The organism is Streptococcus parasanguinis (assembly GCF_015556095.1).
GTDB lineage: Bacteria > Bacillota > Bacilli > Lactobacillales > Streptococcaceae > Streptococcus > Streptococcus parasanguinis_Q.
In genome coordinates, this window is the sequence record NZ_JADNLT010000006.1 from 15,563 (window position 1) to 30,369 (window position 14,807).

15 protein-coding genes and 1 pseudogene are annotated in these 14,807 nt (G+C 41.6%); 14 read left to right on the plus strand and 2 right to left on the minus strand.

Features of this window, described 5'->3' with window-relative positions; all coding sequences use genetic code 11:
* Window positions 1–10 precede the first annotated feature (10 nt).
* The 4 genes from purF to purH all read left to right on the plus strand — a co-directional run bounded on the left by purF (window position 11) and on the right by purH (window position 4,860).
* Entirely contained in the window at window positions 11–1,450 is a 1,440-nt protein-coding gene (gene purF / locus I2E70_RS07135) for an amidophosphoribosyltransferase (RefSeq protein ID WP_021154195.1), read from the plus strand.
* 210 nt (window positions 1,451–1,660) lie between these two features.
* Complete coding sequence (gene purM, locus I2E70_RS07140) at window positions 1,661–2,683, plus strand: phosphoribosylformylglycinamidine cyclo-ligase (RefSeq protein ID WP_195424210.1); 1,023 nt, start codon at window positions 1,661–1,663, stop codon at window positions 2,681–2,683.
* Window positions 2,683–3,237 (plus strand): phosphoribosylglycinamide formyltransferase, encoded by a 555-nt coding sequence (purN, locus tag I2E70_RS07145; RefSeq protein ID WP_195424213.1) that lies wholly within the window; start codon window positions 2,683–2,685, stop codon window positions 3,235–3,237. Before purM ends, purN begins: the two co-directional genes overlap by 1 nt.
* 75 nt (window positions 3,238–3,312) lie before the next feature.
* On the plus strand, window positions 3,313–4,860 hold the full coding sequence (gene purH / locus I2E70_RS07150; RefSeq protein ID WP_195424216.1) for a bifunctional phosphoribosylaminoimidazolecarboxamide formyltransferase/IMP cyclohydrolase: 1,548 nt from the start codon (window positions 3,313–3,315) through the stop codon (window positions 4,858–4,860).
* Window positions 4,861–5,042: 182 nt separating this feature from the next.
* Here the strand turns inward: purH and I2E70_RS07155 are convergent, their stop codons facing one another.
* Window positions 5,043–5,585 (minus strand): TetR/AcrR family transcriptional regulator, encoded by a 543-nt coding sequence (locus tag I2E70_RS07155; RefSeq protein WP_195327288.1) that lies wholly within the window; start codon window positions 5,583–5,585, stop codon window positions 5,043–5,045.
* A 167-nt stretch (window positions 5,586–5,752) separates the two neighbouring features.
* Between I2E70_RS07155 and I2E70_RS07160 the strand changes: the two genes are divergently transcribed.
* Window positions 5,753–6,262, plus strand: a complete 510-nt coding sequence (locus tag I2E70_RS07160; RefSeq protein ID WP_195424218.1) for an HXXEE domain-containing protein — start codon at window positions 5,753–5,755, stop codon at window positions 6,260–6,262.
* A 56-nt stretch (window positions 6,263–6,318) separates the two neighbouring features.
* Window positions 6,319–6,396 (plus strand): annotated as a pseudogene (locus I2E70_RS10715) (IMP cyclohydrolase); the annotation flags it as partial.
* A 198-nt stretch (window positions 6,397–6,594) separates the two neighbouring features.
* Here I2E70_RS10715 and I2E70_RS07165 read toward each other — a convergent pair.
* A complete protein-coding gene (locus I2E70_RS07165; RefSeq protein WP_195424221.1) occupies window positions 6,595–7,614 on the minus strand; it encodes a GBS Bsp-like repeat-containing protein in 1,020 nt (339 codons plus the stop codon).
* A 182-nt stretch (window positions 7,615–7,796) separates the two neighbouring features.
* Between I2E70_RS07165 and purD the strand changes: the two genes are divergently transcribed.
* From purD to I2E70_RS07205, 8 genes are all read left to right on the plus strand, one after another.
* The gene (purD, locus tag I2E70_RS07170; protein ID WP_195424224.1) at window positions 7,797–9,062 is read left to right on the plus strand and encodes a phosphoribosylamine--glycine ligase; all 1,266 of its coding nucleotides are present in this window, start codon (window positions 7,797–7,799) and stop codon (window positions 9,060–9,062) included.
* Between the two features lie 199 nt (window positions 9,063–9,261).
* Window positions 9,262–9,753, plus strand: a complete 492-nt coding sequence (gene purE / locus I2E70_RS07175) for a 5-(carboxyamino)imidazole ribonucleotide mutase (protein WP_013904394.1) — start codon at window positions 9,262–9,264, stop codon at window positions 9,751–9,753.
* Complete coding sequence (gene purK / locus I2E70_RS07180) at window positions 9,740–10,831, plus strand: 5-(carboxyamino)imidazole ribonucleotide synthase (RefSeq protein WP_195424227.1); 1,092 nt, start codon at window positions 9,740–9,742, stop codon at window positions 10,829–10,831. The genes purE and purK overlap by 14 nt, the downstream gene beginning before the upstream one ends.
* Before the next feature lies 1 nt (window position 10,832).
* Complete coding sequence (locus I2E70_RS07185) at window positions 10,833–11,090, plus strand: hypothetical protein (protein ID WP_070675970.1); 258 nt, start codon at window positions 10,833–10,835, stop codon at window positions 11,088–11,090.
* Between the two features lie 93 nt (window positions 11,091–11,183).
* Entirely contained in the window at window positions 11,184–12,134 is a 951-nt protein-coding gene (locus tag I2E70_RS07190) for a ketopantoate reductase family protein (RefSeq protein WP_070675969.1), read from the plus strand.
* A gap of 8 nt (window positions 12,135–12,142) precedes the next feature.
* Window positions 12,143–12,370, plus strand: a complete 228-nt coding sequence (locus tag I2E70_RS07195) for a hypothetical protein (protein ID WP_045613324.1) — start codon at window positions 12,143–12,145, stop codon at window positions 12,368–12,370.
* 10 nt (window positions 12,371–12,380) lie between these two features.
* Window positions 12,381–13,394, plus strand: coding sequence for a hypothetical protein (locus tag I2E70_RS07200; RefSeq protein WP_070675966.1), 1,014 nt, complete (start codon window positions 12,381–12,383; stop codon window positions 13,392–13,394).
* Between the two features lie 169 nt (window positions 13,395–13,563).
* Window positions 13,564–14,799: a hypothetical protein gene (locus I2E70_RS07205; protein ID WP_070675962.1), complete on the plus strand. Its 1,236-nt coding sequence runs from the start codon at window positions 13,564–13,566 to the stop codon at window positions 14,797–14,799.
* The last annotated feature ends 8 nt before the right edge of the window (window positions 14,800–14,807 follow it).

Below are 14,807 nucleotides of genomic sequence, written 5' to 3' on the forward strand. Positions count from 1 at the left end.
GGTATACAAAATGACATACGAAGTTAAATCTCTTAATGAAGAATGTGGTATTTTTGGGATCTGGGGACACCCAGATGCTGCAAAACTGACTTATTTCGGATTACACAGTCTTCAACACCGTGGTCAAGAAGGGGCAGGGATCCTTTCGAATGATGCGGGTCAATTAAAACGGTATCGTGACACGGGGCTTCTCTCAGAAGTATTTCGAAATCCTGCTAACTTGGATAAGTTAACAGGAACGGGAGCGATTGGCCATGTTCGCTATGCGACAGCTGGGGAAGCTTCGGTGGATAACATCCAACCCTTCCTCTTTCGCTTTCATGATACCCAGTTTGGACTGGCCCATAACGGGAATTTGACCAATGCCAAGTCCCTTAAACGGGAGTTGGAAAATAACGGAGCGATCTTTAGCTCAACTTCTGATTCAGAAATCTTGGCCCACTTGATTCGTCGGAGCCACAACCCTTCTTTCATGGGTAAGGTGAAAGAAGCCCTGAATACGGTGAAAGGTGGATTTGCTTACCTTCTCATGCTGGAAGATAAGCTGATTGCGGCCTTGGATCCAAATGGTTTCCGTCCTCTTTCGATTGGGAAAATGGCCAATGGCGCTATCGTAGTTTCCTCTGAAACCTGTGCCTTTGAAGTGGTTGGTGCTGAGTGGATCCGCGATGTGAATCCAGGTGAAGTCGTGATCATCGATGATAACGGCATCACTTACGATAACTATACAACGGACACCCAATTGGCTGTTTGTTCGATGGAGTATATCTACTTTGCCCGCCCGGACTCCAATATTCAAGGGGTCAATGTCCATACAGCTCGTAAACGTATGGGGGCTCAATTGGCACGTGAATTTAAACATGAAGCAGATATTGTGGTCGGTGTACCTAACTCCTCACTTAGTGCAGCTATGGGATTTGCGGAAGAATCCGGCCTACCAAATGAAATGGGCTTGATTAAAAACCAATACACCCAACGGACCTTTATTCAACCGACACAAGAATTACGTGAGCAAGGGGTTCGGATGAAGCTCTCTGCCGTATCCGGTGTCGTGAAAGGCAAACGGGTTGTCATGATTGATGATTCTATCGTACGTGGGACAACATCACGTCGGATTGTGAAGTTATTGAAAGAAGCAGGGGCTACAGAAGTCCATGTGGCAATCGCAAGTCCAGCTCTGGCTTATCCATGTTTCTACGGGATCGATATTCAAACACGTAAGGAATTGATTGCTGCCAATCATACAGTAGAGGAAACACGCGATATCATTGGTGCAGATAGCTTGACGTATTTGTCAATCGATGGCTTGGTTGATTCTATTGGAATTGATACAGATGCCCCAAATGGCGGTCTTTGTGTGGCTTACTTTGATGGAAAATATCCAACGCCTTTGTATGACTACGAAGAACGCTATGTGGAAAGTTTGAAAGAACATACTTCTTTCTATTAAGAGCAGTGCAAAAGAAAAGGAATGAAACAAATGACAAATAAAAATGCTGATGCTCCACGTCTCACTACTGACTAAAAGCTAAAGCATTTGTCAGTAGACGCTTTGCCCTATTGGACCAAAGCTAGAGACCTGACTAGTATTTTTAGATAAAATAATTGTTTATCTAAAAATACGTCGCACTCTTTCTCAAAAAAAGAAAAGGATTAAAAAATGACAAATAAGAATGCATACGCTCAATCTGGTGTAGACGTTGAAGCAGGTTATGAAGTTGTTGAACGAATCAAAAAACACGTGGCTCGTACGGAACGTGCAGGTGTTATGGGAGCTCTCGGTGGCTTCGGTGGTATATTCGATCTTTCAAAAACAGGTGTCAAAGAGCCTGTTTTGATCTCAGGTACAGATGGTGTCGGTACTAAACTCATGCTTGCTATTAAGTACGACAAACACGATACGATCGGTCAAGATTGTGTTGCTATGTGTGTTAACGATATCATCGCTGCAGGTGCTGAGCCCCTTTACTTCCTTGACTATATCGCAACTGGTAAAAATGAACCAGCTAAATTGGAACAGGTCGTTGCTGGTGTTGCAGAAGGTTGTGTGCAGGCTGGTGCAGCCCTTATCGGTGGGGAAACAGCTGAAATGCCTGGTATGTATGGGGAAGATGACTATGATTTGGCTGGATTTGCTGTCGGTGTTGCAGAAAAATCACAAATCATTGATGGTTCAAAAGTAGCTGAAGGGGATGTGATTCTTGGACTTGCTTCAAGCGGTATCCACTCAAATGGTTACTCACTTGTTCGTCGTGTCTTTGCAGATTACACAGGTGAAGAAGTTCTCCCAGAATTGGAAGGCAAAAAACTTAAAGACGTTCTTTTGGAGCCAACTCGTATCTACGTCAAAGCAGCTTTGCCACTCATCAAAGAAGAATTGGTCAACGGAATTGCCCACATCACAGGTGGTGGTTTCATCGAGAATGTACCACGTATGTTCTCAGATGACTTGGCTGCTGAAATTGATGAAAGCAAAGTGCCAGTTCTTCCAATTTTCAAAGCCCTTGAAAAATATGGCCAAATCAAACATGAAGAAATGTTTGAAATCTTCAACATGGGGATTGGTCTCATGCTTGCAGTGAAACCAGAAAATGTGGAACGTGTCAAAGAACTTCTTGACGAACCTGTTTATGAAATCGGTCGGATTGTGAAGAAAGATGGCGCAAGTGTGGTGATTAAATAATGGCTAAAAGGATTGCTGTATTTGCCTCTGGCAACGGCTCAAACTTTCAGGTGATTGCAGAACAATTTCCAGTAGAATTTGTCTTTTCAGATCATCGTGATACCTATGTCTTAGAACGTGCCAAGAACCTTGGTGTGGCTAGTCATGCCTTTGAACTCAAGGAATTTGACAATAAAGCAGCTTATGAAGAAGCTATCGTCAAACTCTTGGATGAATACCAGATTGACTTGGTTTGTTTGGCCGGCTATATGAAAATCGTCGGTCCAACCTTGCTAGCAGCTTTTGAAGGCCGTATCATCAATATTCACCCGGCTTATCTCCCTGAATTTCCAGGTGCTCATGGTATTGAGGATGCTTGGAATGCAGGTGTTGCTGAGAGCGGTGTGACCATTCACTGGGTGGATTCTGGTGTTGATACCGGTAAGGTAATTAAACAAGTCCGTGTGCCGCGCCTTGAAGGGGATACCCTTGATACTTTCGAAACTCGCATCCATGAAACAGAGTACAAACTCTATCCAGAAGTCTTGGAACGTTTGGGAGTAGCACGAAAATAAGGAAGCCATTGATCGGAAAGAACCTTTTCGACTGTAGCTGATAAAGAACTTTTTTAAAAAAGGAAAAGAAAGAAAATGACTAAACGCGCACTAATTAGTGTTTCAGACAAAGCGGGCATCGTTGAATTTGCCCAAGAACTCAAAAAACTCGGTTGGGACATCATCTCGACAGGTGGGACCAAAGTTGCCCTTGATAATGCTGGGGTAGATACCATTGCTATCGACGATGTGACTGGTTTCCCTGAAATGATGGACGGTCGTGTGAAGACTCTCCACCCAAATATCCACGGTGGTCTCCTCGCTCGTCGTGACCTCGATAGCCACCTTCAAGCGGCTAAAGACAATAATATCGAATTGATTGACCTTGTTGTGGTCAACCTTTACCCATTCAAGGAAACCATCCTTAAACCAGACGTGACTTACGCGGATGCGGTTGAAAATATCGATATTGGTGGGCCATCTATGCTTCGTTCAGCAGCTAAAAACCACGCTAGCGTAACAGTTGTGGTAGATCCGGCTGACTATGCTGTTGTGCTTGACGAATTGGCAGCAAACGGCGAAACAAGTTACGAAACTCGTCAACGGTTGGCAGCGAAAGTCTTCCGTCATACAGCAGCCTATGATGCTTTGATCGCAGAATACTTCACTGCTCAAGTGGGTGAAGAAAAACCTGAAAAACTCACATTGACTTATGACCTTAAGCAACCAATGCGTTATGGTGAAAACCCTCAACAAGACGCAGACTTCTACCAAAAAGCTTTGCCAACGGATTACTCCATCGCTTCAGCAAAGCAGCTGAACGGGAAAGAATTGTCCTTCAACAATATCCGTGATGCGGATGCCGCTATCCGGATCATCCGTGATTTCAAAGACCGTCCAACCGTTGTGGCCTTGAAACACATGAACCCATGTGGGATTGGTCAAGCTGACGACATCGAAACTGCTTGGGACTACGCTTATGAGTCTGACCCAGTATCCATCTTCGGTGGGATCGTGGTTCTCAATCGTGAAGTTGACGCTGCGACAGCTAAAAAGATGCACGGTGTTTTCCTTGAAATCATCATTGCACCAAGCTATACAGATGAAGCGCTTGAAATCTTGACAACCAAGAAGAAAAACTTGCGCATCCTTGAATTGCCATTTGACGCTCAAGATGCTAGCGAAGTGGAAGCAGAATACACTGGTGTTGTTGGTGGTCTCCTCGTTCAAAACCAAGACGTGGTGAAAGAAAGTCCAGCTGACTGGCAAGTGGTTACCAAACGCCAACCAACTGAGACAGAAGAGACAGCTCTTGAGTTTGCTTGGAAAGCTATCAAGTACGTCAAATCAAACGGAATCATCGTAACTAATGACCATATGACACTTGGTGTTGGCCCAGGTCAAACCAACCGTGTGGCTTCCGTCCGTATCGCTATTGACCAAGCTAAAGACCGTCTTGACGGCGCTGTTCTTGCTTCCGATGCCTTCTTCCCATTTGCGGATAATGTGGAAGAAATCGCCAAAGCAGGTATTAAAGCGATCATCCAACCAGGTGGATCAGTCCGTGACCAAGAGTCGATCGAGGCTGCTGACAAATATGGCTTGACTATGGTCTTCACAGGCGTGAGACATTTTAGACATTGATGGGTATTTTAAAATTAGCTCATTATCAACTGTGATAAAGGATTTATCGCTAACAAAAAGAGAAGACGTAAGTTGTCTTCTCTTTTTGTATGTCTAAAACAATAAGCATTTTAGTGTTAGAAATTATTAAAATGATTTGTTAGAGCTGTTCATGACGAATCTCGAAAAACTCAGTTTCTCACTTAGCTATTTTTTATACGTTTTATGGTGTTTAAGGTTGTTGTGACTAGCTCGTTAATAGGCATGGCTTTATAATCTCCTTTTAACCATTCATCAAAAATATTGTAGAGACCGCCGGTAATGAATCTAATATCATAGTTGATTTGTCTTTGATCACTATTTGTGATGTGCCAAGGTGCCATGACAGTGGTATAAGTAGCAGTAAGCTTATCGTAAGACCTTTGCAAGATAAGCACGAGTAAGTTTGCGTCTTGCAAAATTTTTAATGGCTCAGTGTACTGGCTCCAATACTGAAAGAAAAGGTTCACTAAATCTTCAAAATTAGTCAGTTTTGCTGTTTGAAGTTCGATAATATAGTATTGGATTAAGCGGTCTAAATAGTTCGTAAGAACTTCCTCTTTTGAATGGTAATAACGATAAAATGTTCGTCTGGCAATCTGAGCATGCTCGCTGAGTTCAGCAATGCTGATATTTTGGAGAGACTTCTTAGTTGCTAATAAATCGAACAAGGCTTCCTCCAGCCATTGTCGCGTTTGATATTCCATGGTATTTTTCCTTTCCTGTCACACTTTTGGTCAAACTGTGCCAATTTATCTTAACCTCTTGTTTTTGTAACAGTTTATCTTTATACTAAAAGTGTTGCGCGTGATATATGATGATCATTTATTCTTAACATTGTACAATTGTTAGTTGTTATTAAGGAGGTAAAGGTATGAGCATTCTTTTTAATGTTTGGATGCTGCCTATTTTATTTATTTTACATGATTTTGAAGAAATAATTTTTATGCCCTTGTGGAAAACACGGTATCATCAAAAGTTAGAAACTTTTAAGAAACCGTTCTTTGGTTCCGTTACGCAAGGTTCCGCTTTTGCAGTGGGTGTGTTCGAAGAATTTATCATCCTGGTGTTTATTTCTGGATTCTGCCAAATAACTCACAACAGTTTACTCTATTTATCTTTTGTAATAGCTTATACAGCTCATTTTATAATCCATTATATCATGTGCCTGAAATTTAGGGGCTATGTTCCTGGAGTCGTCACGGTAACCCTAGAATTGCCAATGGTTCTAATGATTGTTTTCCACTATTGGCCTTCTGACATTTCTTTGTTATCAGTCGTTGTCTATCTTTTATTGGCCATGGTAATAGCTTTTACGAATCTTAAAATCATGCATCTCATCATGCCAAAAATTCAAACACATCTAGAAAAATACGCGAAATGAAAAACGATTAAACGAGAGCTACTTTTTAACCTTTCTGATATAACTGGTTAATGAGCGACCAAGAATCTATCGAAGTAGCGGATAAATACGGTTTAACCATGATCTTTACAGGTGTTCGTCACTTCCGTCATTAATCAAAGAGAGTGGGACAGAAATCGGTAATTCGTTAGAATTCGATTTCGTCGTCCCACCTCCGCACAGTTGAGTAGGGCTGTAAAAGCTGATGAAATCAGCGTAGTAGAGCCCACTCAACCACTGCGTCTTGCTTGACAATTCAACATCAAAAAGAGGCTAGGACTTTTGTCCCAGCCTCTTTGGTTGTCATGAAGACCTTAATCGGGATAGATATAGGTGACGGTTCCCCAGATGGGGTTGGTCGGATCAAACCAGCCACGGAAGTTGTCGATATAGCGATGGCCGTTGTAATTAGCCTCTTGGATCTGAATTTTTTGGTCATGTTCGACATCCGTAACCAAGGCGACATGACCATATCCCCCATTGTCCCAACAGGCGATGGCACCGACCTCTGGGATGTCTCCTGTCCGGAATCCCGCAGTGCGTGCACTAGCTGCCCACATACCACCGTTTCCCCACCAATTGTGGGCCCAAGGGGCTAATTCTTTGGCTCCCCAGGTGCACTCACCAATGGGGTAGGTGTTTCCCGGATGTGTCGCGAGTGGAGTGAGCTTTGGCTTTGCCTTTTCCACTTGAAAGGTAGTGGGGAATAGTCCTTGTAGTTGCCCCTTCTTTTTCTGATAGACGTGGAGATGAAATAGCCCACTTCCCTTGTGTTTTTGAGCCTGAAAGCGCAGTTGGAAATGTCCAGGTGCGATCTTCTTTGCGGGATACCAGACCAGATCATCCTGCCCATTTTCTTCAGACCAGATGGGGAAGACAATCTCGTCAACGTCTTCGAACAACTTTAGGTCTACCTCAAATTCTTGTGAGGAGATGGGTGTGATCGTAATCTTGGGTTGGGAAGAAGCCAGGTCTTTTTGCTGGACGCTGGTCGTGAGAGGGTAAAGACCGGTTAACTGTTCATTTGCCTCCATCCCATAGACATGAACATGATAAAGTCCAGCTTGATCAGAATGGTTGGTCAATGGCACTTGTAGATTAAATCCAGTGTCACTTCGCTCCACAGGATACCAAATCAGGTCATCTTGGCCATTTTGGTCAGACCAGATGGGAACTTGGATCTTATGATACTTATCCGGGACATTTCCAAGATGAATCATCAGCTGCCCTTTTTCGGCATAGATAGCATTGGTCGCTTGATCTGCATGAGCAAAAGAGGTTTGCATCCCCCATGTCGCACAAGTCAGTACGATAATTTTTTTGATCGTTTGCATAATACTCCTTTTCGTCAATTAGTAGGTCTCACCTATACTATTCGGAAAAAAATGAGAAATAGGAGAAAATAGCAAAAAATGTTTGGATTCTACTGAAAATAGGAGACTTTTGCTGAAATCATTAGAATAAAACGAACGATTATGATATAATTTAATAAAATAATTCGCAAAAGAGGTTCAAGATGAAACTTTTGGTTGTTGGTTCTGGTGGTCGTGAACATGCGATTGCCAAGAAATTATTGGAGTCTAAGGACGTTGAGCAGGTTTTTGTGGCTCCTGGTAATGACGGGATGCGATTAGATGGTCTAGATTTGATCAATATCGGAATTTCCGAACATTCTAAGCTGATTGACTTCGCAAAAGCGAACGATATTGCTTGGACCTTTATCGGTCCAGATGATGCCCTTGCAGCTGGTATCGTGGATGATTTCAATGCAGCTGGTCTCAAGGCCTTTGGTCCGACCAAGGCTGCGGCTGAGCTGGAGTGGTCTAAGGATTTTGCTAAGGAAATCATGGTCAAATACGACGTTCCGACAGCAGCCTATGGCACATTTTCAGATTTCGAGGAAGCTAAGGCCTACATCGAAGAAAAAGGCGCTCCAATCGTCGTTAAGGCAGATGGTTTGGCTCTCGGGAAAGGTGTCGTCGTTGCAGAGACGGTTGAGCAAGCAGTAGAAGCCACTCACGAGATGCTTTTAGACAATAAATTCGGTGACTCAGGTGCGCGTGTGGTCATCGAGGAATTCCTTGATGGGGAAGAGTTCTCTCTCTTTGCTTTTGTCAATGGGGACAAGTTCTATATTATGCCAACGGCTCAGGACCACAAACGTGCTTATGATGGTGACAAGGGTCCTAACACTGGTGGGATGGGTGCCTATGCGCCAGTTCCTCATTTGCCACAGAGCGTGGTTGACACGGCGGTTGACACTATTGTCAAGCCAGTTCTTGAAGGCATGATGAAAGAAGGTCGTCCCTACACTGGTGTCCTTTACGCGGGGCTTATCTTGACAGCTGATGGACCGAAAGTCATCGAGTTCAACGCTCGTTTTGGAGATCCTGAAACGCAAATCATCTTGCCTCGTTTGACATCTGACTTTGCACAAAACATCACTGACATTTTGGATGGAAAAGAGCCAGCTATCACTTGGACGGACAAGGGTGTGACATTGGGCGTGGTTGTAACATCAAACGGCTATCCACTCGCTTATGAGAAGGGTGTCAAGCTTCCAGCCAAGACAGAGGGCGACATCATCACTTACTATGCTGGTGCCAGATTTGCTGAAAATGGCCAAGACCTCCTCTCAAACGGCGGACGCGTCTACATGCTGGTTACCACAGCAGACACCGTCAAAGACGGCCAAAACATCATCTACAACGAACTCAACAAACAAAACACAGAAGGCCTGTTCTATCGTACGGATATCGGTAGCAAGGCGATAAAAGATTAACAGATACTATATTTGTCAATGGCGAGCGAAAGCGAGCCAAAGTAAGATAATGGTCGCCGTGGTGAAAAGACCAGAACAGCATCTGTTCTGGTCGGAGGAAACTTTGAGACCTTAGGCTCAAAGTTTAGGAATGAAACCGAAGGTTTGCTTCCGTCCCCACCACTTAAGACCATTATCAAAAAAAGAAAAAGGAAAAATTATGACTAAACCAGTAATTTCCATTATCATGGGCTCAAAATCCGACTGGGCAACCATGCAAAAAGCTGCTGAAGTCCTCGACAACTTCGGCGTCGCTTACGAAAAGAAAGTTGTCTCTGCTCACCGGACACCAGACCTCATGTTCAAACATGCGGAAGAAGCACGTAGCCGTGGCATCAAGGTCATCATCGCGGGTGCGGGTGGCGCTGCTCACTTGCCAGGTATGGTTGCTGCTAAAACAACCCTTCCAGTTATCGGGGTACCCGTCAAATCACGTGCCCTTAGCGGTGTGGATTCGCTCTATTCTATCGTTCAGATGCCGGGTGGCGTGCCTGTGGCAACAATGGCCATTGGTGAAGCAGGAGCGACAAACGCAGCCCTCTTTGCCCTTCGTCTTCTTTCAGTAGAGGACCAGGCTATTGCGACAGCGTTAGCGGATTTCGCAGAAGAACAAGGAAAAATCGCAGAGGAGTCTACCAATGAGCTCAACTAAAACCATTGGCATCATCGGTGGCGGTCAGCTTGGTCAGATGATGGCCATTTCTGCTATTTACATGGGTCACAAGGTCATCGCCTTGGACCCAGCAGCTGATTGTCCAGCCTCCCGCGTGGCGGAAATCATCGTGGCCCCTTACGACGACGTGGATGCCCTTCGTCAGTTGGCAGATTGCTGTGATGTTCTCACTTATGAATTTGAAAATGTGGATGCTGACGGTTTGGATGCTGTTATCAAGGAAGGACAACTCCCTCAAGGAACAGACCTGCTCCGCATTTCTCAAAATCGATTCTTTGAGAAGGATTTTCTTTCTAACAAGGCCCAAGTCACTGTGGCTCCTTACAAGGTCGTGACCTCAAGCAAAGACTTGTCAGCTATCGACCTGTCGAAAAATTATGTCCTCAAGACTGCGACCGGTGGTTACGATGGCCATGGTCAAAAGGTTATTTGTTCAGAAGCAGACTTGGAAGAAGCATACACTTTAGCCGATTCAGCAGACTGTGTCTTGGAAGAATTTGTCAACTTTGATCTTGAAATTTCGGTCATCGTGTCTGGAAATGGCAAGGACGTGACGGTTTTCCCCGTTCAGGAAAATATCCACCGCAACAACATTCTTTCAAAAACCATTGTGCCTGCTCGCATTTCAGAAAGTCTAGCTGAAAAAGCCAAGGCCATGGCAGTGCGAATCGGCGAACAACTGAACCTCTCTGGTACGCTTTGTGTAGAAATGTTTGCGACAGCTGATGACATCATTGTCAATGAAATCGCCCCACGTCCACACAATTCAGGGCACTACTCAATTGAAGCCTGCGACTTCTCTCAGTTTGATACCCACATCTTGGGTGTTCTCGGAGCACCACTCCCAGCAATCCACCTTCATGCGCCTGCTGTCATGCTCAATGTTCTCGGCCAACACGTCGAAGCTGCTGAAACATATGTGACAGAAAATCCAAGCGCTCACCTCCACTTATATGGTAAACTAGAAGCAAAGCACAACCGCAAAATGGGACATGTGACTTTGTTTAGTGATGAACCAGATAAGGTTGAAGAGTTTGGAAAAGGGATTGATTTTTAAAATGGTAGAAGAATTCGATGATGTATTCGAAGATGATATTACTACTCTAACATTTACTTATGCGGACGATGTAGAGATTCCAGAAATTCCTGATACAGAAGGGATTCATGTTGTAGAGATAACAAATAATCGACTAGTTATAAAGCATATCCTCGATGATGATGAGGTCTATGATTATATAAAGACTTGTGGATTAACAAGTCGCCCTATAAAACTTTCGATTGAATTTTGTGTTTACGAAGATTCTGAGGAAGAATAGTATTTATATTGAATGGGGGGGAATATATGATTCAACTCATTTCTTAAACAAGAGAATCCAGACAACTACTGAAGGAAAGGAATTGATTTTTAAGTGAAAATAGCGATTCTAGGACTTGGAGTCATCGGGACCACTTATGCCTACGCCTTTCAAAAAGCAGGCCATCAAGTGGAACACGTACTGAGAGATAGTAAGAAAAGTACAGCTCCGAAGGAGTTGTCGGTTGATCTACTAGATGGTCGCTATCATTCCAAAGGTGAAAACAAACACGACACCTATGAGGTTCATGTGGCAGAAGCTGATTCAGAATATGATTTTATTTTTCTGAGTGTGCGCCATGGGCTTGTCAAAGAAGCTGTGGAGACCTTGCGAAAAAATAATATCAAAGGCACTCTCGTTTTCTTCTGCAATTTCTGGAATACACGAAAAGATGTCCAAGAGTGGGCAGGAGATTACGACTATATTCTGGCTTTTCCAATAGCTGGAGGTCACATGCAGGAGGACCATTTGGATGGTGTCTTGTTTGACCATTTAATGCTAGAAGGTGAGCAAAAAGCACAGATTTCTAACTATACTGATCTGACGACTTTACTGACTTCTGCAGATTTGAAGTGGGAAGTGCCTCATGATATGGTCGAGTGGATTTGGATTCACATGGCGATTAATGCGGGTGTCACTTCGACAGCTGCACGTTCGGGAAATCTGGAAAATCCAGAAGAATTGGCTCTGAACTTGATGAATAGTTCTTCAGAATTATCATTGGCCATCAAGGCCATTCGAGAGGCTTTGAAAGTCGTAGAAGCGCGTGGTGTGAATTTGAAGCTTTACAAAGCAGAACTATTGCCATACAAAATCCCGGCTTGGATAGCAGGAAAAGCCATGAAAGTCATGTTTGCGAAAAATGAGCTGACCCGAAAAATTATGACCTTGCACAATGATAAGCAGGACATTTTCTACTGTTGTCAAAGTGTTTATCAGACAGGTCAGGAGTTAGGTGTTGAGATGCCCATTCTGGAAGCAAATATGAAGGGCATTTCGATTTAGGAGGTTTTATGATTCAACTCATCGTCAACGCATTTGTTGAAAAAGATAAGACGGGGGCAGTCGTCGAAGTTTTGTATGCTAGTAGCGATCACGAAAAAGTGAAAGCGAAGTATGAAGAGCTAACGGCTCAATATCCTGAAAACTATTTAGCTATCTATGATGTCCCACTGGATACGGATTTGAATACGCTGGATCATTATCCATCTGTGTGGATTGGGAAAGAAGAATTTGAATAGGGAGCTTGATATGGTAGATTTTAATAGCCTTGAATATGAACGAATGATTGGTGATTTGATTCACGATACTTTTTATATTGAAAGCTCAAAAAGAGGGAAAATAAGTGGAATTAGGCAGTTTTCAGAAATCTTAGTGAGAAAGATTATTAATGTTGGAAGTGATAGAAAATTAATGTTAGGGACAATTCAAAGAGATTTCAGAGACGAATTAGATAGGCTTCAAGAAAACAGGAAAGAAGATTTACTAAAGATAATTGAAAGAATACGTCCATTAGGAAACGAGGGGACACATACTCAACATACAGAAGAGTTTTCTAATAATGAGCTCAATCAAGTAAAAGATGGCTTATTTGATTTATATGCTTATCTGTTCATTGATTACTTTTTGAAGTATCCTATGAATTTATTATCTCCCTCTCAGGTTATGCGTGAATTTTCGTTGTTGCCCCCAATTATAAGATATAAGACTTTAAAGTATTTGTATGATAGTGAAGCTAATCTACAAATTGCAAATAGATATTGTTTATCAATTATTAAAACTTTTAATAAATCGACTGCTTTGAATTGGTTAGAGAATGAGAAAAGTAAACTTCTCCAACTACATTATCCTAATCAAGAGGAAGCTGAGGAATACTATGTTAAAAGAGGAGTTCCTGTTTCTGCAACCCAATTTACAGTGAGTATTCAATTGTGGAAGTTCGATAATGTTTATGATTTATTACTTGACAAAATTAGTGATAGTAGAACAGATAAAAATGAATCGGGCAAACTATATTCTAATTTCGAACAAGCAAAAAAATATTATGAAAATAATAACGTTCTTACTTCAAGTAATATAGAGGAAGCTAAACAGTATTATAAGGCTGTGAAAAATAAGTTCTCTAACGATATTGAAAAAGTTAAAAAATACTATAGATTAAATAATTTATATTTTCCTGAAAACGATGAGCGTACTTTTGATGAATTCAGAGATTTTGGAGAATTAATGGAATTCGTATTTATGGGAAGGAGTAGAAATAACTAAGGAATCGTTAGCTCATTTATTGGAATAGTTCGATGAATACAAGTTTCGATACCTGAATATTCGGAAATTATTTAGACATCTATAATATATCTATGGATACGGATTTAAATACAGTAGAAACTCTTCATCTTTTTTGATTAGGAGAGAGGATATTGAGTGAGAAAAAATAATGGCTAAGTGTGTAGTTTGTGGGGAAAAAGGAATATTCTTAAGAGTCAATCAAGAAGGTATTTGTTTTACTTGTGAGTCAAAAAATTCTTCTTTATTGTATAGAAATAATATTCAAATTGAAGAAACGGACAGAAACAATCCGCTAACTTCTTTTAATAACGAGTATTATGTTTATGCCTGGAAAATCAAGGATACTGGAGAAATATTCTATATTGGTAAAGGGAAAGGCGATAGAGCATACGGCAAACACGATAGAGCGTACGAAGCAGAGAAAATAAGATCTCAGTATGAGACAGTTGTAGAAATTCTAAAAGATAATTTATCAGAAGAAGAGGCTCTTGAGTACGAGTCTACAGAAATCAAAAGAATCTTAAATGAAACAACGCATAGATTAACAAATAGAATTATTCCGTTTGATACTAAACGTGATAATGGATACGGACCTGCTTTGTCAACGCCGCCTTATAAATTTGAGACATCGCCTGTACTATTTGCAAGCGAAATTGATGAACATTATTTTAAAGCCCAGTACAGGCCTTTTGATGAAGTTGAACTAGCTATGCTACAAAAAGTATATTTTGTTGAAGGAAGTATTTCACAACAAGAGGCTACAATTGTTTATGGCGGAGAATTCAATAAATATTTATCAGATGTCCAAAGATGGTTAAAACAAATTAATTCAACTATTTTGAAAACTCGCTTTGCTAAATCAGTTACTTCTTGGATTTATCTATCTGATGACTCTGTTGTCAATTATGAAGTAAATATGAAAAATGCAGAGGAAAGAATTGGTTGCAAAATCCCATGTTATCATTTAATTGATGTATGGAAATATTTAAAACAATTAAGTTTACCTAGTCATGAGGGTTTGTCGTATAGTTTTAATTCTTTACGTAGTTCATATAATAGAATTCCAATTGAGAAAATTAATAATTTGAATGATTTTGATAAGGCATTTGACCAAGGATTCCCTTTGTTTCAGAAAGGTCAAAAACTAAGAAAACAAGGTGAAATAGAGCAGGCTATAGCTTTATATGATAGAGCTCGAGTTTTAGGATATGACGCGCCAGCCTTATATAATGAATATTCAAAAGCTTTTCGTAGTTTGAAACAATATGCAGATGAGATTTTAATTTTAGAAGAAGCAATCTTAAGGAGTTCACAAGAGGATAAAAAAGCAAGTTGGCAATTGAGGATAGAGAAAGCTAAAGAGCTTTTGAATAGAAGTAGATAATATTTGTA